The organism is Sphingobium tyrosinilyticum, assembly GCF_042654265.1.
GTDB lineage: Bacteria > Pseudomonadota > Alphaproteobacteria > Sphingomonadales > Sphingomonadaceae > Sphingobium > Sphingobium tyrosinilyticum.
Map to the genome: position 1 here is coordinate 42,993 of NZ_JBHSFZ010000003.1, position 20,630 is coordinate 63,622.

The window sequence follows — 20,630 nt, forward strand, 5'->3', positions numbered from 1 at the left end:
CGAATCAGAAAGATCGGCGCGCAGCAAGGGAAAAGCGCGAACCGCGCGATCAACCGCGCCGTTCGACCCCGGCAAGGCGGCTTTCGGCGGCGGCGATATCGACGATGCGGACGCCATAGCGGCCATTCACCGTCACCACTTCACCCTTCGCGATGAGCGCGCCATTGACCATGATGTCGAGCAGATCGTCGGCCTGGCGATCCAGTTCCACGATGCTGCCTTCCGCCAGATCCATGACCTCCGCCAGACGGAGCGAAGTGGAGCCGACCTCCACGGACATGCGGACGGGAATGTCCGCCAGCAGGCGGAACTGGCGGTTGTTCGCCATCCGGCTGCCACCTTCATCGCCGAAGCCGTCGATACGGGGCGCTTCGCTCATGTCGCTCATTGTTCAGGTCCTTGTGAAAGCTTTTCTATTTGGAATGCGGCGCGGCCGTCCTGGTCGCCGATCGATCCATGGGCGACGATGCGGTCCCCCACGATTAGCGGCAGGCTGCGGCTGATGGTCACCGGAATGATATCGCCGGCCTTCAACTGCATAAGGTCGGCGAGCGAGAGATTGGGCCGCGCCAGCACGGTGCGGGCGGGCAGGCGGATGTCGCGCATGCGGTTGGCGACGCGGGCTTGCCAGATCGGATCGGTGCGCTCCTCATCGGCTGGAGCCTTGGCCCCCATCAGCGGCTCGACGGCGCGCAGCGAGGACAGCGGGAACAGCAGGTCGATGGGCCATTCCTGATCGCGCGCGATGCTCAGCATGAAGCGTTGCAGCACCATCTGCTCGCCGGGTTGAGCCGCAGAGGCGAAACCGATGCCGGCTTCACGGATGATGAGCCCCGGCTCCAGCGGCAGGATGTCGGCCCAGCTATCGACGAGGCGGGCAATCAGCCCTTCGGAGATGCGACTGATCAGCCGATCTTCGGTCGGCGTGAACTCGCCGCGCGCGGGCAGCGGCCGGTTACCAAGGCCGCCATAAAAGCAATCGACAAGGGTCGAGATCATGGCCGCATCGATGCGCAGCAGCATCTGCCCCTTGAGCGGCGCGATGCGATAGACGCCGATGCTGGTGAAGGCCGGGACGTCAGCCGACCAGGTGGCGAAGTCCAGCACCCGCGCATCGGCCACGCCGACATGCGGGCGGACGCCGGAGATCGGCTCGATGAGGGCGCGCAAACGCCGGCCGAGCTTTTCGCCCAGCCGGTCCAGCCCCGACAGCATCTGTGGTGTCTGCGATTCCCCTCGCCCGAAGGCGTAGGTCTGAACGTCGTTCATGATAGTCCCCTGCCCGAGCGGGTCAGGGGACTTCCCGACCTTTCAGGCATCCCTATTGAATAACGAAATTGGTAAAATAAACGTTATCTACGCCGCCATAACCGGTCTTTTGCTTCAAAACATCGTTGATGACGCCCTTGATCCGGCCCTGAAGCTGGCGTTTGCCCTCTGGCGTCGCGAGCATCGTCTCGGGCTGCTGGGCGAGCAGCATCAGCACCTGGCTGCGAATCGCCATCTCATGCGTCTTGATCGCCTCGATCACGCGCAGGTCGTAATAGGTCGATACGGCGACCGAAATCTGCGCGAAGGCGTCCGTGTCCGACATGTTGGACGTGAAGGGCGCCTGAAGCTGGAAATATGTCGCCTGATAGGCCGCCGGATTGGCGGGCGTGGGCAGGTCGATGCCCTTGCCCGGGTGGGCAGGCGCATGCGCGCCGCCGCCACCTTCGCCATGCCCTTCGCCGCCCATGCCATGGGCCTTGGCGACTTCCTCAGCACTCTCGCCCGCCAGAACGAGAACCGGCTTGTTCGGATCTTCCTTCGGGCCTTCTTCCTTAGCACTGAAGAAACCGGCGGCATAAAGCCCGCCAGCCGTGCCAGCACCACCTAGGACCAGCGCGACGACGATCAGGAGGATCATCTTCATGCCTCCCCCCTTCTTTTTCTTCGCCTTCGCCTCGTCACTCATCTGCTGGTCCCCCGAATATCCTGGAATTTAGGCGTAGCGCGCGCGCACCGCGTCCTGGGCGCGCGGCTGTGCATCCGCATGGTTAAGAACGGCAGGATCAGCGGAGCCTTTAGGACCAAAAGCGTTATTTTCACGACTTTGCCAGCGGCCCTGCTGGCCTTGGGGCTGACCCATATTCTGGTTGTTCTGCTGCCAGGCTGAAGCGGTCTGGGAACCGTGCTGCTGAGGCTGTTGCTGCTGCGAGGAGGATTGGTTGCCCATGTCCGCGCGGTGGGCTTCGGCCACCGGCGCGGCTCGCTCGACCCGGACGTCAGAAATGCGCACGGCAGCCAGACCCGCGTCCAGCTTCAGCCGGTCGCTATCCTGCCGCAGGGCAGCCTCGGCCGCCTCGCTGGCGACCGTCAGGCTGACGGCCGCGCCCTCGCTGCCTTGGCGGATATCCACCTGCACGGCGCCCAAATGGTGGGTGTCGATCTGGAACCGGCCCTGCGCGCCATTGGCGGACAGCCCTGCAATGTCGCGGGTGAGGCCGTCGATCCACTGGCCCGACACGCCCATATCGACCATCTGCGCGCCAAGGCTGGCGGACAGGTCCACGGCCGGAGCCGATGGTGCGGAGGGCAGCGTGGCCATGGGCGAGGAAGCGGCGCTGGACGTCACGGGCGCGGCGTCGAGCGGCTGCCCCGTCACGGAAAGGCTGGGCGGCGGATCGGCCTTCATTGGGACAGGATCATCCTTTGCGGACGCGACGGCAGAAACTTGCGCGCCAACCCGCACGGATAGGCCGGACTGGCGCGCGGAGACCTGATCGCGCACCAGTTGCAGGAGAGAAATCGCCTCTGCCTTAACCGGCTTGCCGTTGAGGACCGGTGCAGCAGATTGCTGAATTTGGGCCGGGATTGCAGGGCTATCCACTGAGGGTTGATCCTGCTTGGCCGTGACGCTGGGTGACTCGGTTCGCGTTTGTTCAACGGGCGTCGATATTGGAGCTATGCGAGGGGCACCCTCTTCTACTGGAGCCGCAGGCGTGGGCATGCGCGCGATAACCGGCTGAACGGCGGGCGCAGTTTCCTGCGCCGCGGCAAGCGGCTTATCGGCTTCGCCACGCTGGGCTCCCACCGCCGCTGGTGCAGGCGCTATGCCCTGCGAAGCGACAGGCGGCTTATCGGCCTCGCCACGCCAAATTTCGATCGCCACAGGCGTCGGCGCAACAGGGATTGCGGGCGTCAGCAGCGGTGCAGCATCGGGCATATCCGCCAGGGAGACCGCGACGTTGGTGCGGTCTTGGCTATCGGCGTCTCCTTCGCTCTCCGCCTCAACCGCGACCTCTACGTCGATTTCAGCTTGCACCGGAATGAAGGGGGCCTCTGGCGCGATTTCCTGCTTGTGAGGCGTCGGATGCACTTTGGCAGTCGCCTTGGTCTCAATGGCTTCGTCCGGCATTTCAGGGCTAGGCAGCGTGGCAATAGCTCCCTCACCTTCCGGTTCAGCCTCCCCCTCCGGCGCAGGCGTAAGGGCCGTGTCATGCTTGACCAATCCCAGGGCAAGGCCGGGCGGCAGCGAAGCGGGCGTACCCTTGCCCGCTGCTACCGCGACTGCGAGCCCGGCAGGCACATGGTCATGGCCTGGAGCATCGACATGCTGGTCGCCGTCTGTCCGAAAATCCGGAACTGTCGCCGCCGCCTCGACTGGCGGCAGAGTGGGTGGGGAGGCGACATCGTTGGTCGCCGCGCCCGCGATCGACCCGCTCAGCATCGCGGCGAAGTCGGCCGTTTCCTGCCCCGTCGCCGCCACGGCAGCAGTCCCCGGCAGGGCCGAGGAGAAGAGCATTGCCTTGAGGCTGGAAAGCATGTTCATGTCAGACATCTCCTGTCCGCTGCATCCGGCGATAGCGCGGCAAGGCCGCCAGTTTATTCTCGCGCCATTCTTCAAGGTGCGCACGCGCGCGATCCTTCAGCTTTTCGGCGATTTCACGATCCCGATTGGTCACGAGACTGAGGCCTTCCTTCACTTCAACCTTCCGGCGCGCATCATAAAGCGCGCCGTCCAACTGACGGCCCGCCTGTTCAAGACGACCCGCAAGTTCCTGCATCGCTGCAAAATTCGCGCCAGTTGCCGTGCCGGGGTTGGAAAAAAGATCGCCGCGCACCCTGCGTAGCCGCTCTGCATTGCGTTCGATGCCATCCGCCTCGTCACGGGCGCGCGCGGTTTCGGCCACGGCCATGGCATGCTGAACATGGCGGACGCGTAAGACGCGCTGGCGGGTCTTGAGCGCGCCCTTCATGCGCCGAACTCAGCGATCAGCGCACCGGCGCTGGTGTTGAGGTCGATATGGCTTTTCTGATCCTGCCGGATGAAGTCGAGTATCTCCTGACGGCGCTGCACCGCTTCGTCGATCACCGGATCATTGCCGGGGCGGTAGGCGCCCATCAGGATGAGGTCACGATTTTCCTCATAAGCGGCCCAGAGGCGGCGATAGGAAGCAGCGGCAAAGCGATGCTCGTCCGGCACCACGTCCGCCATGACTCGCGAGAGGGACTTGCCGATGTCGATCGCCGGGAAGATCGCCTGTTCGGACAGATGGCGCGACAGGACGAAATGGCCGTCCACGATGGCGCGCGCGGCATCGACGATCGGATCGTCGGTATCGTCGCCATCGGCCAACACGGTATAAAGCGCGGTGATCGAGCCGCCAGTGCGGCTGTCCACCCCTGCCCGCTCCACCAGACGGGGGATAAGGGCCAGTGCGGAGGGCGGATAGCCCTTCATCGCGGGGGGTTCGCCCAGCGCCAGGCCGATCTCACGTTGAGCGTGGGCGCAGCGGGTCAGGCTGTCGATCAGCAGCAGCACCTTTTTGCCACGGGCGCGGAAATATTCGGCGATGGCGGTGGCGCGGGCGGCGGCGCGCAGGCGCAGCACCGGGGGATGGTCGGCGGGTACGGCGACGACGATCGACTTGTGCATCGCGCCCTTGAGCTTGGTTTCGAGGAAATCGCTGACCTCGCGGCCGCGTTCGCCGATCAGGCCCGCAACAACGATGTCGGCTTCGGCGCCCGCGATCATCTGGCCCATCAGGACCGACTTGCCGACGCCAGACCCTGCGATGATGGCGATACGCTGGCCACGCCCGGCGGTCAGCAGTGCATTGACCGCGCGCACGCCGAGGTCGAAGGGCTCGGTGACGCGGCCACGATCGAGCACATTTCCCTTGACGCCATTGAGCGGCCAGCTGCCCCCGCCGATGATAGGTCCCTTACGGTCCAGCGGTTGGCCCATGGCGTCGATGACGCGACCGATGAGGCCATCGCCCACCTGCACCATGGTCGCCTGGCTGTCCGGCTCGACCCGCGCGCCATTTTCCAGCGGCGCGTCGGCGTCCAATGGCACCAGCAAAGTCTTGTCGCCGCGAAAGCCCACGACTTCGGCGCGGCAGACGGTTCCGTCCGACGCGATCACCCGTGCGCCCGCGCCGATCGGCTTGCGGAAGCCGGTGACTTCCAGCATCCCGGCGTCATGACTGACCAGCCGGCCGACATGGCGCGGCTGGCGGTTCTGTACTTGAAGATGGTCGAACAGGCTTTCCGCCTGAGCGAGCGAGGCGCGGATCATGCCCAACCCCCCTTCATGAACGGCCTTCCATGTCGTCCATCAGCGCGCGCAGGCGCGCAAGGCGCACATCCGGGCCGTCCTCGACCCAGCCGTCAGCGGTTTCCAGCCGCACGCAACCGCGATGCATCGCCTCGTCAGGAACCAGCCGCACGCCGATCGTCTCATCCTGCAACAGGGCGATATCGTCGGGATGCAGGTGCAGCGCGCCCTTAGGGTCATTATCCTCGATAAAGGCGGCGACGGTATCGCAACGCTGCAGCAGCCGTTCGATATCGATCTCGACCTCGCCGACGATCTGCTCGACCAGCCGGACGACAGTGGCCGACAACATGGTGGAAAGCATCCCGCTGGGAGCAGGCGACAACAATTCGAGCGCCTCGGCCAAGCGGTTGCGCGCTTCGGCCTCCGCGGCCTGGGAGTCGCCAATCACGCGGCACCCTTCGTCAAACCCTTGGGCGAACGCCTCGATCCGGGCCTGTTCCAAAAGATCCTCGTCCGTCATCGGCGCGGCGGCGGCATCGTGCAAAGCCATGGCCGACATAGGGCCTTCGTTGAACAGGCTGCGAAAACCGCCGCTCTTCACCTGGCTCATGCCGCCGAGCGGGATGCTCGCGACGTCATGGCTGCTGATCGAGCCCAGAACCTTAAACAAAGTCGTTCCCCTTGCCGCCCAGCATGATGGTGCCCGCATCGGCCATGCGGCGCGCGGTCGCGATGATAAGTTTCTGCGCGTCCATCACCTCGGCGAGGCGGATGGGGCCGCGTTCCTCGATCTCGTCGGCGATCGCCTGAGCCGCACGGGCAGACATGGAACCGAAGATCTTGCCCTTCAGCATGTCGTTCGCACCCTTCAGCGCCACGACCAGCACGCTGCTGTCGATGGTGCGCATCAGCGTGCCCATATTCTTGTCATCCATGTCGATCAGGTTATCGAACACGAACATCTCTTCTTCGATGGTCTGCGCGATCATCTTGTCGCGCTTGGCGATCGCCTTGATGATCCGCTGCTCATTTTCCTTGCGGACATTGTTCATGATCGCGGCTGCTTCGATCGTGCCGCCGCGCTGCGACGCAGCGCCCTGTTTCTTGGACGTCGAACCGCGCAGCAGCAGCTGCTCCAGGTCGTCCAGCGCCTCGTTGGACACCGGACCGAGGGTCGCGATGCGATAGACAATCTCTTCCTGATATTCGGCGGGCAGCAATTGCAGCACGTCGGCGGCGACCGGCGCTTCCAGATGAGCCAAGACGATCGCCATGATCTGCGGATGCTCCGCTTCGATCAGCGACGCGACTTCCTTGGCGTCCATCCACTTGAGCATTTCGAGCTGGGTGGAGCGCGTGGGCGGCGTGATCCGCGCCAGGATCGTCTCAGCGCGTTCCTCGCCCAAAGCCTTGGTCATCGCGCCCCGGATATGACGGGTCGCGCCGTAGCCGATGGTGGTGCGCTTCTTCGCCTTCGTGACGAAATGGTCGAGCGCCTCGTTCACTTCCTCGACCGCAACGTCGGCGACGTCATACATCGCGTAGCCAAGCTGGCGGACTTCGTCGGGCTCCAGGCGGGAGAGGATCTGCGCGGCCTCATCCTCGTCGAAGAGCATCAGGAGGACGGCAGCGGCGGCGCTGCCCTTGATCGCGGGGGCGGTAGCGGCCTCAGCCATTGTCCTTCTTCCCTTCCTTCAGGAGGTCGCGGACGACAAGGGCGGCGCGATCCGGGTCCTGCTTCACGAAGTTGCGAATGAGGTCGGCGCGCTGCGCATAGTCATAGGTGGACGAAATCATGTCGAGCGTGACGGCCTTGCTGCCATCAGGAGCGATCGCGGCCTGCTTGGTGATCTCCGTCGAGATTTCGCGGCCGATCTTCTGGCCCTGGGCGGCGACATCGGCGGCGGCGGCTTCCTGGGCGGCGGCGCGGCGCTTCAGCAGCGGGCGGCCGATGCCGAAGACCACCAGCAGAGCGACAGCGAGAGCCGAGAGATTGCGCACCAGCGGCGAAACCCAGTCGGCTTCATACCAGGGAGCCTTCACTTCTTCGGCTTTCACGAAACTGCGCGAGGACAGAGCGACCACGTCGCCGCGTGCCTGATCGAAGCCGACCGCGCCCTTCACCAGCGCTTCAAGGGCTGCGATCTCCTGCGCGCTGCGTGGCTTGCCATCCGCGCCATTGTCCAAAGCGACCGCGACCGACAGGCGCTTGACGGTGCCGATCGCGTCCTTGGTCACCGAGACTTCGCGGCCCAGCTCAAAGCTGCGGTTGAAGGTTTCTTCGGTTTTCATCGGCGCGCCGGCCGGGGTCGCGGGCTGGTTGGCCTGCGTGCCCTGGCTGACGGCCTGGCCGTTGGGGTTGGTCTGGGTAACGGTCGGGTTGACCGGCGCCTGGTTGCTGAGCGCGCCGGGAACGCCGCCCGCCTCGCCGCCTGCACCCTGGCCGCGCGGATCGGAAGCCCAGCTGCCGGTTTCGGTGCGCAGGCGCGCTTCGTCCTGCGGATAGGTTTCGCGGGTCGCCTGGCGTTCGGCGAAATTCAGTTCGGCGCGGACTTCGGTCGAGAATTTGCCTTCACCCAGGATCGGCGTCAGCAGCGCGATGACCGACTGGCGGTAGCGATCCTCGATCTTCGACTGGACGGCGAGCTGGCGGTCGTCGGCTGCATTGCCGTCATTGTTGCTGAGCAACCGTCCATTCTGATCCACCAGCGAAATCTGGTCGGGGCTAAGTTCCGGGACCGACGAGGCGACCAGGTGAACGATCGCGCTGACCTGTGCGTCGGTCAGCGTGCGGCCCGAAGCGAGGCGCAGCATCACCGAGGCGGACGGCTTGGCCCGTTCGCGCAGGAAGACGCTCGGCGGTTCGACGGCGAGATGCACCTTGGCGCTTTCGACGCTGTCGATCGCCTCGATCGTGCGAGCAAGGTCCATTTCGCGGGCGGACCGCAGCTTTTCGCCCTCAACGGCGCGACTGGCCCCCATCGGCAGGCTGTCGATCATGCTGTTGCCGTCGGGCGCGCTCTTGGGCAGGCCCTGGGCGGCGAGCATCATCTTCGCCTTGAAATAATCATCCTCGGCCACGGTCATCGCGCCCGAATTGTCGAAGTCATAGCGCATGCCGTTCTGGTCCAGCACCTGCGCCACCGCCGACTTGTCAGCATCGGGCAGGCCGCGGAACAGGTCGCGCTGCGGCGGCTCGCGCAGGGCGAGCCAAGCCGCGCCCGCCGTCGCGACGACGCCGAGCAGGCCGAGCAGCGGCAGGCTTTTTGCCACCGCAGGCTGCTTGATGAAGCCGGTGAAGCGCGCCTTCAGCGCATCGGTGCCGCCGAAAGAGGAGCCGCTGGTTGCGGGGAGAGCGGCCGCGCCGCCGACATTGGTGGTGAGTGCGTTCTCGCTCATATTACACCGGCATGCTCATGATGTCCTTGTAAGCGGACAGGAGTTTGTTGCGGACCTGGAGGGTCGCTTCGAAGCTGACCGACGCCTGCTGCTTGGCCAGCATGACGGCGGCGATGTCGGTCGTTTCGCCACGCTCGAAGGCGGAAGCCGCCTCGCCCGCTTGGGATTGCAGGCCGTTGACCTGTTGCAGCGCGGAGTTGAGCGCCTCGGTAAAGCCGCCGGGCTTGGTGCCCTCGGCCCCGCCGATACCCGCGCCACCGCCGACCGTCCCGGTCTGTGCGACGTCGCGCAGGGCGGCGTTCTTCTGGAGGATGGCGTTGCGGATGGCCATCACGCTGTCAGTTGGGGAAATGCCGGTCATGCCTTACCTCCCTCAAGCCGCTGCAAGTTCGCGCATCTCGGCGAGCCGATAGCGCAAGGTGCGTTCTGAAATGCCGAGCTTGCGGGCGGCGGCGGCGCGGTGGCCGTCCGTCTCGCGCAGCGCGGCGCGGATCGCATCGAGCTTCGACTGGCGGGCGACATCGCGCAGACGGACCGGCTCGGCGGCAGGCGCGGGTTCCACCCCCACCACGCGCAATTGCGGCGCACCGGCGATATGCAGGTCGTCCGCGTCGATCCGGTCGCCGTCCCGCAAAACGACCGCGCGCTGAAGCACATTGCCGAGTTCACGGGCGTTACCGGGCCAGATATGGTCGGCAAGCTTGGAAAGCGCGGCGGTGGTCGGCCAGACGAAATCCTGATGGCGCAGCAGCATGGCGGCGGCGATGGCGGTGACATCGCCCGGACGCTCCGAGAGCGGACGCAGCTCCAGCGGCATGACGTTCAGACGCCAGTAAAGATCTTCGCGGAAGCGGCCAGCGGCGACTTCGGCAGCGAGGTTGCGGTTGCAGGCCGCGATGATGCGGACATTGACCGGCACCGGATGGGTGGCACCGACGGGGAGGATTTCGCCTTCCTGCAGCGCGCGGAGCAGCTTGGCCTGCAGCGCCAGCGGCAGTTCGGCAATCTCGTCGAGGAACAGGGTGCCGCCGTCGGCCGCCAGGAACAGCCCTTCCGACGCGTTGGCCGCGCCGGTGAAGCTTCCCTTCTTGTGACCGAAGAGCATCGCTTCCATCATCGTTTCAGGAAGCGCGGCGCAATTGACCGCGATGAAGTCGTGCGAAGTACGGCCCGACTGCGCGTGAAGGAAGCGCGCCATGCCTTCCTTGCCCGTGCCGGTGTCGCCCTGGATCAGGACAGTGGCGTCGCTGCGGGCGACACGCCCGGCCAACGTCATCAGACGAGTGCTGGCGGCGTCGCCAACCGCCGGAATGCTTGCCGGGCGGATGAGCTCTGCGATCAGGGCGAAGGCGAAGGCCATGTCTTCAAGGCCGAAAGCGACGCGGGCTGGCAGGCCATTGGCCGCCGGAACCAGCGAAGGCGTGCCCTCGATCAGGTTGATCAATATGTCGCGATGAGTGGCATGACCGATCTCGGTGGCCAGAAGGACGCGGCGATCATCTCGCTCGCGCGGGCTTTGCGCATCGACGATGCGCACCAGATAGAAGGCGTTTTCCAGCCAATGCTGCAGGCCCGGAACGAGCGCACAGACACCTCGGCTCACGTCAAGCGACGACATGATAGTCCCCAATCATTTTGGCCGGATTGTGCCCCCGCACGTTCCAACCCCCTTCGATGGTCCTGAAAATGCCTTCGCGTGGTTATCATCTAGTTAATGCGGCAATTACCATGTCGCCGGGCGGCAATTTTCTTCCGCATTGCCGCCATGCCGATGATGCTTCCTAAACATGCGCGCGTGTGAAAGCCGCGGATTTGCGTGCTTTTTGAGTTTTTCTGAAAAAAATCGCGCCCTGCCCTAAAAGCTTTTTTCCGCCTGCCGTTATCCCCTTTCGAGGCCGCAAGCAGCCTGATGGCAGCGACCTGATAGGACATAGAAAGGGAATATCATGACTGTTATCGGAACCAACTCCTCCGCTCTGCGCGCCGCCAACGCTTCGGCTCTCGCAGGCAAGTCGCTGACCACCGCGATGGAGCGCCTGTCGAGCGGCAAGCGCATCAACAGCGCCAAGGACGACGCTGCCGGCCTCGCCATCTCCTCGCAGATGACTTCGCAGATCAAGGGCATGACCCAGGGCATCCGCAACGCCAATGACGGCCTGTCGCTGGCCCAGACAGCGGAAGGCGCGCTCGGCGAAGTCACCAACATGCTGCAGCGTATCCGCGAACTGGCCGTCCAGTCGGCTTCGGAAACCTACGCCGCCAGCGACCGCACCAACCTGAACGCTGAAGTCACCGCGCTGAAGTCGCAGATCACCAATGTCCTCGCCACGACCGAGTTCAACGGCGTCCGCATCTTCAACAGCGCCGCGACCGGCACCACCTACACGGCTCAGGCTGGCTCCATCGACATCCAGGCAGGCGCCAACGCCAGCGACGTGGTGACGATCACCTTCAGCTCGCTGACCGACCTGGCCGCCGCGACGGCAGTCGATACCGCCGCCAACGCCGCCACGGCGATGGGCAACGTCGATACCACCCTGACGGCCGTTGCGACCGCCCGTGCTCAGCTGGGTGCCGCGCAGAACCGCCTGGACTCGACGATCAACAGCCTGACCAACAACATCACCAACCTCAGCGACGCCCGCAGCCGCATCGAAGACGCCGACTTCTCGGCCGAAACGACCGCTCTCGCCAAGGCGCAGATCCTGAGCCAGGCTTCGACCGCGATGCTCGCCCAGGCGAACCAGAGCCAGCAGAACGTCCTGAAGCTGATCCAGTAATCCGGACCAGCCAACCAAATTGACCGGCTGAGGTATTGGTCACCTTGCAGACGGTCATGTAGCCCCCGGCGCATCAACAGTCCCCACCGCGCCGGGGGAAACACTTCGATCGAACGGCCAGCATATCAGAAGCCTCCGTCCCCCCGGGCGGAGGCTTCACCGCTTTTTGGGGGTACAAGGCTTGCAATGTGCCTCCATGCGCCCATCATGGCGGCATGATGAAGATTGACCGGCGCGCGGTGATCGCCGTTTCAGGCGCAACGCTCCTCTTCCCCCGATCGGCCCTGGCCCAGCCGAGAGCCGAACGCTTCTCATGGGAAACGGTAATTGCAAGCGCCCAGCGCTTGGCCCGCCAGCCTTATAAGGAAACGCCTCATCATCCCGGAGCGCGGAACGTCAATTACGACGCACTTTATCAGGCGCGTTTTCGGGAGGACCGGACAATCTGGGGCGACCTGCCCGGCGACACGGGGATCCAGCTTTTCCCGCTGAGCGCCTCGGCCGAACAGCCGGTCGAAATCGCGCTGGTCGAAAATGGCCGCGCCACCCCGCTGCGCTACGACCCCAACATCTTCGACGCGCCTGCCGACAACGCCGTGCGCAAGCTTGGGCCGAACGCGGGCTATGCCGGGTTTCGCATCATGAATGCGGCGCGTGACGGTGACTGGCTCTCCTTTCTGGGGGCCACCTATTTCCGCTCGCCCGGCGCCACCAAGCAGTTCGGCCTGTCCGCGCGCGCGATCGCGATCAACACCAGTATCCAGGGCAAGGAGGAATTCCCCCTTTTCACCCATTTCTGGCTTGAGCGCACCGGGCGCAGCAGCATCACCATCTATGCCCTGCTCGACGGCGCCTCCATCACCGGAGCCTATCGCTTCGTGAGCGAACGGACACCGCAGGGCGTACGGCAGGATGTCGATACGGTACTTTTCCCCCGCCGCGCCATTGCGGAACTGGGGCTGATGCCGATGACCAGCATGTTCTGGTATGATCAGGCCAGCCGATCGTCCCGCACGGACTGGCGACCGGAAATCCACGATTCCGATCTGCTGGCGATCGGCAGCGCCGATGGAACGGTCCATGCCCGCCCGTTGATAAATCCTGCCGCCCCCCGCGTCGATGCGTTCACCGAGCGCAATCCATTGGGCTTCGGCCTGATGCAGCGCGATCGGAATTTCGACCATTATCAGGATGACGGCGTATTCTACGAACGCCGACCGTCGCTTTGGGCAAGCCCGCTCAAGCCCTTTGGCGGGGGCCAGGTCCGGCTATATGCCTTTCCTACCACCAGCGAATATGTCGATAATGTCTGCGCCTACTGGACCCCCGCCGCTGCGGTGCGGGCGGGCGGCAGGATCAATGCGAGCTACCGCCTTGACTGGTCTTCTGCGGGTGGGCCAGCCAAGGCTGGCGCGATATTGGACAATATCTGGACCGGCCGTGCGAGCGAAGCAGGCGTGGACCGCCTGATCCTGGACTTTTCCGGCGTTTCCTCCGAGGTGAAGCCTGATATTTGGGTGGATGTGGCGGGGGGAACGGTGGTCCAGAAAGGCGGCTATCCGGTTCTCCATCAGTCCGGGCTGTACCGCGTCGCGCTCGATATCCGGCGCGATAGCGGCCAACCGGCTGATATCCGCGTCCAACTCCGTAGCGGCAATCGGCCGTTCAGCGAATATGTGCATTATCCGCTCGGTGCTTGAGGGAACCGGCGATGACCGGGCGCATTGTCGCGTCCGTTACGACTTCAGAACGGACCGAACATGACGGTGATCAGTGACGGGCAGATGGACGACCAGGCGGAGGCGCCAGCGCCTGCGCGCGGGTTCGAGCATGTGCCCGCTGAGATGCCGCTCGTCATGCCCGAGCAGGATTTCCGCGAGCATCCCCGCGACTTCCCGCACCGGCCGCTGAACATCGACCAATGGGCGCGGCGCTTGCTGGTCGTGCTGCTGGCGCTGCTGCCCGCCTCCATGGCCGCGCACGAGATGCGGCGGTCGATCGGGCTGGATGGCATTTCACTTTGGGAAGGCGTCTATCTCGCCCTGTTCATCCCCCTTTTCGCCTGGATCGCTTTCGGCTTCGCCACCAGCCTTATTGGTTTTCTAACGCTGACCATGGGCAAAGGTCCGGGGGTGCGCCCCTATCGGGGGCCATTCGCAGCACCCCTTCGCGGCCGCACGGCTGTCCTCCTGCCCGTTTGCAACGAAGATTTCCTGGGCGTAATGGGCCGCCTGTCGATCATGGAACGGTCGCTGGCGCAGGTGATGGGCCATGAGCGGTTCGAATTCTTCATCCTGAGCGATTCCAATCCGGCCAATGGCGAGATTGAGCGCGAAGCCTATCTCAAGATGCGGAAGGGCTTTTCGCGCCCGGTGCACTACCGGCGGCGCGCGCTCAATATCGGCCGCAAGCCCGGCAATATCGCTGAATGGGTGCAGCGCTTCGGCGGCGGCTATGACTATATGATCGTGCTGGACGCCGACAGCGTCATGAGCGGCCAGACCATGGCGCGCCTGGCGCTCGACATGGAACGGCACCCGCATGTCGGCCTGATCCAGACCGTGCCGACCATCGTCGGCGCAGCCACCTTCTTCGCCCGCTGGCAGCAGTTTGCGAGCAGGTTGTTCGGCCCAATTTCGGCTGCCGGAATGATCTGGTGGGCCGGCTCGGAAGGCATGTTCTGGGGCCATAACGCCATCTTACGTACGAAGGCGTTCGCGCAGAGCTGCGGCCTGCCCGAACTGCCGGGCCGCGCGCCCTTTGGCGGGCATATCATGAGCCATGACATGATCGAAGCCGCGCTGCTGCGCCGCCGCGGCTGGGACGTGCACATGGTCATGGCGGACGACAGTTTTGAGGAATTTCCCCCTTCCCTGCCCGACCTCGCCACCCGCGACCGGCGCTGGTGCCAGGGCAATATCCAGCATGTGCCGTTGATCCCGAAGATCAAGGGACTGCATCCGGTCAGCCGCTTCCAATTGCTCGTCGGGGCGTCAGCCTATTGCACATCGCCGTTGTGGCTCGCGCTGATGCTGGTGGTGCTTGGCGGGGCGCTCGCGGGCGTGTGGCCGCCCAGCGCCATCCTGCCGTCGGGCGGGCTGCTGGCGCTCACGGCGGTGCTGTTGTTCGGCCCTAAGTTGCTGGCGATGCTATGGGCAATGGCCGACCCCGCCCGCCGCATCGGTTTCGGTGGGGCGGCGCGCATGAGCCGGGGCGTGATCGCCGACATCGCGCTGTCGATCCTGATGGCGCCGGTCAGCATGCTGACGCAGACAATCAACCTGTTCGGGATATTGATGGGCCGAAAGAGCAGTTGGAGCGGCCAGATCCGTGACCGCGACGGCATGGCGATGACAAGCGCCATCTGGCTATTCAAATATCATATCATGCTGGGCGGCGCGCTGACGGCCCTGGCGATAAGAGGCGGCACGTCAGTTGGCTGGATCATTCCAGTGGTGGCGGGACTTGTGCTGTCGCCCGTCCTTGCCGCCTTCACGGCGCGGAAGGATCTTGGCCACAAGGCCGAACAGAGCGGGCTGTTTCAAGTCGCCGAGCCCTGGTGGCGCGCGCAAAGCTATCGCCCGCCGCATTATCCCGAACAGGTGCGGGGACGGCCCGCGCTTCAGCAGGCGGTCGCGAACGATCGGTAGACAGGCTCGTCATGCTGATCTCGTTTCGGCATGCATTTCGCCTCACCGACCGAGACCGATCCGTAGAAATGGACCTTGGCCAAGTACAGCGTGACACCGAGATTGTGAGAAACTGCTCTTAACCTCCGTTCGCTTCGAACGAAGTCGAGAAGCCGTACATAGCGTGTCTCGACTGTGCTCGACACGAACGGACCGGGTCAATCCCACTCCCGCAGCTTCTCGCGCAGCTTCTCGAGCGCCGCCTTCTTGATCTGGCACACCCGCGCGGCGCCGATGTCCAGCGCCTGCCCGATTTCCTCCAGATTGAGTTCCTCGACGAAATAGAGCTGCAACACCAGCGCCTCGCGCTGCGGCAACTCTCCAATGCATTTGGCGAGTGCGGCCTTAAGCGACTCCCGCTCCATCGCATCGTCCGCGCGATCCTCGACATCGGCGAACCACATGGACTGGTCGGAATAGACCTCATCCATGCTCGTGTGCTGGACCATCTCGCAACCGTCCGCCAATTCGCGGTAGGTCGCGGCGTCCATCTCCATCTCGACCGCCATCTCTGCTTCCAACGGGGCGCGGCGGAGCTGCTGCTCCAGCCTGCTCCGCACCGCCGCCAGTTGCTTGCGGTTCGCCATGGCTGACCGGGCCAGTGTCGCACCTCGGCGCAGATGATCGATCATCGCGCCGCGCACGCGCAGTTGCGCATAGGAGGCAAAGCCAAGGCCGCGATCTTCAAAAGCGTTGGCCGCCTCGACCAGCGCGACCATCCCGATCTGCAGCAGGTCCTCAACCTCCACAGCGCTCGACACCCGCCCATGCACATGCCAGGCGATCTTGCGCACCAGCGGCATGTAGCGCCGCGCCAGTTGTTCGGGACTGTTGTTCGACCGGCCGTAAGTATTGGCATCGGAACCGGCGACGACCTTCTTCATGAACATGGGTCAGTTATCCTCAGGCGACGCGTTCGCGAGTGGGAAGCGGATCGTGGCGGGGCGCGGGCCGCTGCTCGCCACCGACCACAGCGACGACTTCCACGCCCTTGCCATCGGGGATTTCCAGGAAGGAGAGTACCGGCGTTTCCGGCAGGTGCGGCTTGAACAGGCGGGCGAGCGCACGGCGCGCCACTGGCGAGGTAACGATGGCGAAGTTGCGCGCCTGCCCCATGATCGGCCGCGCAGCCTGCACCACCGATTCGATGATCCGGTTGGCGAGCGCGGGTTCGATCGGATGCTTGGCGTCCCCTGCCACCCGCATGGCCTGGGCGAGCAGCGCCTCCAGGTCGCCATCCAGCGTGATGACCGGCAGCGGCATCTTGACCGGCACAAGACCCTGGATGATCAGAGCGCCGATCCGCTGGCGAACGGCTTCGACCAGTTGTTCATGGCTCATGTCGGGCCGCGCGGCATCGACCATCGCCTCGCAGATGCGGCGGAAGTCCTTGAGCGCGATCCCTTCAGACAGCAGCGCACGGCAGAGGGCGGAAATCTGCGTCAGGCTGAGCGTGCCGGGCGTCAGGCCATCGACCAGTTGCGGCGCGGCGTCCTTGAGGTTGTCGAGCAGCTTGCGCGCTTCGTCCAGGCCGAACATCTCGCTGGCGTTCATGGCGATCAACTGGTTGAGGTGCGTCGCGACTACCGTCGGCGGATCGACGACGGTATAGCCCGCAACCACCGCCTCGCTGCGCTTGGCAGGCGAAATCCAGACGGCGTCGAGGCCGAACGTCGGGTCCTTGGCCTCGCGACCGGACACGACCCCTTCCAGCGCGCCACTGTCGAGCGCCAGCAGGTCTTCGGGATAAATCTCGTCCTCGCCGACGACGACGCCGGCGATGGTGATGCGATACTGATTGGGTTCGAGCGCCAGATTGTCCTTCACGCGGACCATCGGCACGACGAAGCCCAATTCCTTCGACAGCTGGCGACGAATGCCGGTGATGCGGGCCATCAGCGGCGCACCCTTGCGCTCATCGACCAGGCTGATGAGACCATAGCCGATCTCCAGTCCCAGGATCGCGCCGTCCGACACATCATTCCATTCGATGACCGCGGGATTGGCGGGTTCGGGCATTGGGGCCGGTTCGGCGGCCTTGGCCTTCGCTGTCTTGCGCAAATGCCAGGCGATCGCACCGGCCACGGCCGCCGCCGTCAGGATGATGAAGTGCGGCATGCCCGGCAGGATGCCGAGGAAGCCGAGGATTGCGGCGACCGGAACCCAGGCGCGGCCCGATCCGAACTGATTGGTGATCTGGTTGCCCAGATCGTCCTCGCTGCCGACGCGGGTCACGATGGCAGCCGCCGCGATCGAGAGCAGCAGCGCCGGAACCTGCGCCACCAGAGCGTCACCGATCGCCAGAACGATATAGGTTTGCGCGGCCTCACCGATCGCCAGGCCGTGGCTGACCACGCCCAGGATGATGCCGCCGACGATGTTGATCGCCAGGATCAGGATGCCCGCGACCGCATCGCCCTTCACGAACTTGCTGGCGCCGTCCATCGATCCGTAGAAATCCGCCTCGGTCGCGACTTCGCGGCGGCGAATCTTGGCTTCTTCCGGCGTCATCAGGCCCGCGTTGAGATCGGCGTCGATCGCCATCTGCTTGCCGGGCAAGGCGTCCAGGGTGAAGCGCGCGCTGACTTCGGACACACGGCCCGCGCCCTTGGTGATGACCACCAGGTTGATGATCATCAGGATCGCGAAGACAAAGATGCCGACGACATAGTCGCCACCGATCAGGAAGTGGCCAAAGGCTTCGATGACATGCCCCGCCGCGTCCGATCCTTCATGCCCCTGTACCAACACGACGCGCGTCGAGGCGACGTTTAGCGCCAGCCGCAGCAGGGTCGCGAACAGCAGCACGGTCGGGAAGCTGGAGAAGTCGAGCGGCTTGGCGGCATTGAGCGCCACCATCAGCACCGCGAGCGAAATCATGATATTGGTGATGAACCCGACGTCCAGCATGAACGCGGGCACCGGCACCATCATGAACAGCACGACCATCAGCGTCGCGATGGGCAGCACCGCCCCCTTGGCGGCGTTCGTCCAGATCTTCGCTTTGACTTGGGCGGGAGTCATATCGGGCCGTTACCTTCCGAGGGTGGCGAGCATGAGATAGGCGAGGCGCGCGGTCTGCGGGTCCGGCCGGACGGAGACGTCGGCGGCGGTCGCAAGGCGCTGGGTTTCGATCCGCACATAGTCGGCGGGCTGCACCGTCTTTGCGCCTTCCGGCAGCGAGGCGGCGGCATATTGGATGGGGCCGGTATCAAGCGAATCGACGCCGCGCTGGAGCTTGGCGGCAAAGCGATCGCGGATTTCCGCGAAGCTGCGCGGGCTTCCCGAACGGTCGTAGAAAATCGAGCGGTTGGCCCGCGCCGCCGCCGGGAACATCGAAGCCGCCGTCGCGTCAGGGGCGCGATCATGGACGGACAGGAACTTACTCGCCCCGCCGACGCCCAGGAAATGCGCGAGATACAGATCGACCGGCTCGGCCTCGCGGCCCAGGCGCTGTTCCAGATAAGCCTTGTTGTCGGCCGCATGCTGGGCGGCCATGACGGAGGCGGTCTCGGGATGCTTGCGCAGGTCGAGTATCTGCTGCCGCAGCTCGGGATCGGCGACATAATAGCGGCCGTTGCTGCCCCGGCTAATCGACTCTGCCGCCCAGCCAAGGCCATATTCGCTGCCATGCTTGTCGATGACGGCAAGCCAGCTTTGATCGACGAATTGATAGAGGCCCGTCGCGGACGAGGTCGTCGCGCGCGCCGTGGGATTGAGGCTGCTCTCGATCTTGGCCTGGCCGAGCAGATAGGCGAAATCCACGCCCGTCCTGCGGCTCGCCATGGCGATCGCGTTGGTCACGCGGTTGCCGGCCGATGCGCCTGTCGCTGATATGTCTGCAAAAGCCGACAAAGAAAAATCCCCGTTGGTACCGGGGAGCATTAGAGCAAGGCTTATGCCAAGATTTGGTTAACGCGAGCTCCATAAATGTTGATGGCGCGTTCAGCATGAAAGAAAAAAGGCGCCTCGCGGCGCCCTTCTCACACACAGCCATCGAATTTATTCGCGCTCTAGCGCCCGTAAACCAAAGGCGCCTGGGTCGATCCATGCGCCGCGAGCAACGACAAGCGCTGCCCCGCATGATCGGTCAACAGATTGATTCGCACCCGCGCCGCTTCAATCAGCGGCAGCAGCGCGGTCACTCGGTCGCGAATGGCCTCGTCGGCACGCCAGGCGCCGATCGCGCGCACGGCTGCGGCGCTGCTGCTCACATGGGCAGCGGCGGCGTCGATGGCCTCCACATCGGTGCCGTCAAGCGCAACGCGCAGCTCCTCGAAGGCCGAGAAGAGATCATCCAGCGCTGCAAGCCCGAGCGACATAGGAAAAGTTATCCGTTAACCGGCAGGTCGAGCGCGAGCATCTTGTCGGCAATCGCGGCCGGATCGACCGGATAATTGCCTGATGCGATGGCTGCCTTGATCGCAGCGACCCGGTCCATATCGACCGGCGCGCCTTCGGCCGCCATGCGTGCAGCGGGGCTCGCCGATGCTCCAGACGTCGAAACGCCAGCCGACCCCTTGTCGGAAAAGGTCCGCGTCTTGCCGCTTTCCCGCAAGCGGGAAGCCTCAATGGCGGCGCTGATATTCTGGCCGACAGATTTGATCATGGCTTAAATCCTTCACTCGTCCCGCTCACCCTATAACGGCAGGGTTCAAAAATCATTAAATCCCGGAATGCGGACCGTGCCCATTCCCACAACCTGAGCCAGAACAGGCGCAGCTTTCTTGTCTTCACGCACGCGGATCGTGTCGCCGACCGCGCCATCCTCGTCCGCGACCATCATCCGCGAAACGCTGAAGTCCGCATTACCCGCGACCAGTTGGACCGGGTCGCCCCGCTTTACCACCATGTCGCGCTGGACTGGCCGAGCCACAGCGCCATAACGCGCTGCCGGCGCTGCCGCAGCAGCGCCGCCGCCCGCCAAAGGCACGCGAATGCGCCAGCCCACTGCGTCGCACTTCACGATCGCCGCGCCGAATACCGGCCCTTCGATGCTCGGCGTTCCCGGACAAGCCGCTAGGCGCAACCGCCGATCGACCGGAGCCACGGGCCCGCCCGGTTCGCCGATATTGGCGCCCACGGTCATGGCGACCAGGCTGTCGATGCGATCCAGATTCTCGAACTTCTGCTGCGCCAGCACAGGCTCGGCACCCGCTGCTGACAGCAGGATAAGGGCAATCAAGGGCAGCTTGTTCACGGCAGATCTCCGCA

The 20,630-nt window shown here is 64.6% G+C and carries 21 protein-coding genes; 3 read left to right on the forward strand and 18 right to left on the reverse strand.

Annotation, left to right across the window (positions count from 1 at the left end; genetic code table 11):
- Window positions 1-49 precede the first annotated feature (49 nt).
- The 12 genes from fliN to ACFO3E_RS02020 form a co-directional block, all read right to left on the reverse strand.
- Window positions 50-388, reverse strand: a complete 339-nt coding sequence (gene fliN / locus ACFO3E_RS01965) for a flagellar motor switch protein FliN (RefSeq protein WP_066527001.1) — start codon at window positions 386-388, stop codon at window positions 50-52.
- A complete protein-coding gene (locus tag ACFO3E_RS01970; protein ID WP_066527000.1) occupies window positions 385-1,269 on the reverse strand; it encodes a flagellar motor switch protein FliM in 885 nt (294 codons plus the stop codon). The genes fliN and ACFO3E_RS01970 overlap by 4 nt, the downstream gene beginning before the upstream one ends.
- Window positions 1,270-1,321: 52 nt before the next feature.
- Complete coding sequence (locus ACFO3E_RS01975) at window positions 1,322-1,957, reverse strand: flagellar basal body-associated FliL family protein (protein ID WP_066526993.1); 636 nt, start codon at window positions 1,955-1,957, stop codon at window positions 1,322-1,324.
- Window positions 1,958-1,984: 27 nt separating this feature from the next.
- Window positions 1,985-3,814, reverse strand: coding sequence for a flagellar hook-length control protein FliK (locus tag ACFO3E_RS01980; RefSeq protein ID WP_380802058.1), 1,830 nt, complete (start codon window positions 3,812-3,814; stop codon window positions 1,985-1,987).
- 1 nt (window position 3,815) lies between these two features.
- The gene (locus ACFO3E_RS01985; RefSeq protein ID WP_380802060.1) at window positions 3,816-4,241 is read right to left on the reverse strand and encodes a hypothetical protein; all 426 of its coding nucleotides are present in this window, start codon (window positions 4,239-4,241) and stop codon (window positions 3,816-3,818) included.
- Complete coding sequence (locus ACFO3E_RS01990; RefSeq protein WP_066526988.1) at window positions 4,238-5,566, reverse strand: FliI/YscN family ATPase; 1,329 nt, start codon at window positions 5,564-5,566, stop codon at window positions 4,238-4,240. Before ACFO3E_RS01990 ends, ACFO3E_RS01985 begins: the two co-directional genes overlap by 4 nt.
- 13 nt (window positions 5,567-5,579) lie before the next feature.
- The gene (locus ACFO3E_RS01995) at window positions 5,580-6,158 is read right to left on the reverse strand and encodes a FliH/SctL family protein (RefSeq protein WP_380802270.1); all 579 of its coding nucleotides are present in this window, start codon (window positions 6,156-6,158) and stop codon (window positions 5,580-5,582) included.
- A gap of 52 nt (window positions 6,159-6,210) precedes the next feature.
- On the reverse strand, window positions 6,211-7,224 hold the full coding sequence (fliG, locus tag ACFO3E_RS02000) for a flagellar motor switch protein FliG (RefSeq protein WP_380802063.1): 1,014 nt from the start codon (window positions 7,222-7,224) through the stop codon (window positions 6,211-6,213).
- Window positions 7,217-8,947, reverse strand: coding sequence for a flagellar basal-body MS-ring/collar protein FliF (gene fliF, locus ACFO3E_RS02005; RefSeq protein ID WP_380802065.1), 1,731 nt, complete (start codon window positions 8,945-8,947; stop codon window positions 7,217-7,219). Before fliF ends, fliG begins: the two co-directional genes overlap by 8 nt.
- Before the next feature lies 1 nt (window position 8,948).
- The gene (fliE, locus tag ACFO3E_RS02010; RefSeq protein WP_066526982.1) at window positions 8,949-9,308 is read right to left on the reverse strand and encodes a flagellar hook-basal body complex protein FliE; all 360 of its coding nucleotides are present in this window, start codon (window positions 9,306-9,308) and stop codon (window positions 8,949-8,951) included.
- A gap of 12 nt (window positions 9,309-9,320) precedes the next feature.
- A complete protein-coding gene (locus ACFO3E_RS02015) occupies window positions 9,321-10,565 on the reverse strand; it encodes a sigma-54 interaction domain-containing protein (RefSeq protein WP_380802067.1) in 1,245 nt (414 codons plus the stop codon).
- A gap of 89 nt (window positions 10,566-10,654) precedes the next feature.
- Complete coding sequence (locus ACFO3E_RS02020; RefSeq protein ID WP_380802069.1) at window positions 10,655-10,879, reverse strand: hypothetical protein; 225 nt, start codon at window positions 10,877-10,879, stop codon at window positions 10,655-10,657.
- Between the two features lie 14 nt (window positions 10,880-10,893).
- On the opposite strand from ACFO3E_RS02020, the gene ACFO3E_RS02025 reads away from it, so the two are divergent.
- The 3 genes from ACFO3E_RS02025 (at window position 10,894) to mdoH (ending at window position 15,377) form a co-directional block, all read left to right on the forward strand.
- Window positions 10,894-11,727, forward strand: coding sequence for a flagellin N-terminal helical domain-containing protein (locus ACFO3E_RS02025; RefSeq protein ID WP_066526977.1), 834 nt, complete (start codon window positions 10,894-10,896; stop codon window positions 11,725-11,727).
- Between the two features lie 215 nt (window positions 11,728-11,942).
- On the forward strand, window positions 11,943-13,427 hold the full coding sequence (locus tag ACFO3E_RS02030) for an OpgD/OpgG family glucan biosynthesis protein (protein ID WP_380802071.1): 1,485 nt from the start codon (window positions 11,943-11,945) through the stop codon (window positions 13,425-13,427).
- A gap of 60 nt (window positions 13,428-13,487) precedes the next feature.
- On the forward strand, window positions 13,488-15,377 hold the full coding sequence (gene mdoH, locus ACFO3E_RS02035) for a glucans biosynthesis glucosyltransferase MdoH (RefSeq protein WP_380802074.1): 1,890 nt from the start codon (window positions 13,488-13,490) through the stop codon (window positions 15,375-15,377).
- Window positions 15,378-15,574: 197 nt separating this feature from the next.
- Here the strand turns inward: mdoH and ACFO3E_RS02040 are convergent, their stop codons facing one another.
- From ACFO3E_RS02040 to ACFO3E_RS02065, 6 genes are all read right to left on the reverse strand, one after another.
- Window positions 15,575-16,306, reverse strand: coding sequence for a FliA/WhiG family RNA polymerase sigma factor (locus ACFO3E_RS02040; RefSeq protein ID WP_380802077.1), 732 nt, complete (start codon window positions 16,304-16,306; stop codon window positions 15,575-15,577).
- A gap of 13 nt (window positions 16,307-16,319) precedes the next feature.
- Window positions 16,320-18,440 (reverse strand): flagellar biosynthesis protein FlhA, encoded by a 2,121-nt coding sequence (gene flhA, locus ACFO3E_RS02045; RefSeq protein WP_066526969.1) that lies wholly within the window; start codon window positions 18,438-18,440, stop codon window positions 16,320-16,322.
- A gap of 9 nt (window positions 18,441-18,449) precedes the next feature.
- Complete coding sequence (locus ACFO3E_RS02050; protein WP_380802080.1) at window positions 18,450-19,271, reverse strand: lysozyme family protein; 822 nt, start codon at window positions 19,269-19,271, stop codon at window positions 18,450-18,452.
- A gap of 158 nt (window positions 19,272-19,429) precedes the next feature.
- Entirely contained in the window at window positions 19,430-19,738 is a 309-nt protein-coding gene (locus tag ACFO3E_RS02055; protein ID WP_066526967.1) for a hypothetical protein, read from the reverse strand.
- A gap of 8 nt (window positions 19,739-19,746) precedes the next feature.
- Window positions 19,747-20,025: a flagellar biosynthesis anti-sigma factor FlgM gene (flgM, locus tag ACFO3E_RS02060; RefSeq protein WP_380802084.1), complete on the reverse strand. Its 279-nt coding sequence runs from the start codon at window positions 20,023-20,025 to the stop codon at window positions 19,747-19,749.
- A 45-nt stretch (window positions 20,026-20,070) separates the two neighbouring features.
- Window positions 20,071-20,616: a flagella basal body P-ring formation protein FlgA gene (locus ACFO3E_RS02065; protein WP_380802086.1), complete on the reverse strand. Its 546-nt coding sequence runs from the start codon at window positions 20,614-20,616 to the stop codon at window positions 20,071-20,073.
- Window positions 20,617-20,630 lie beyond the last annotated feature (14 nt).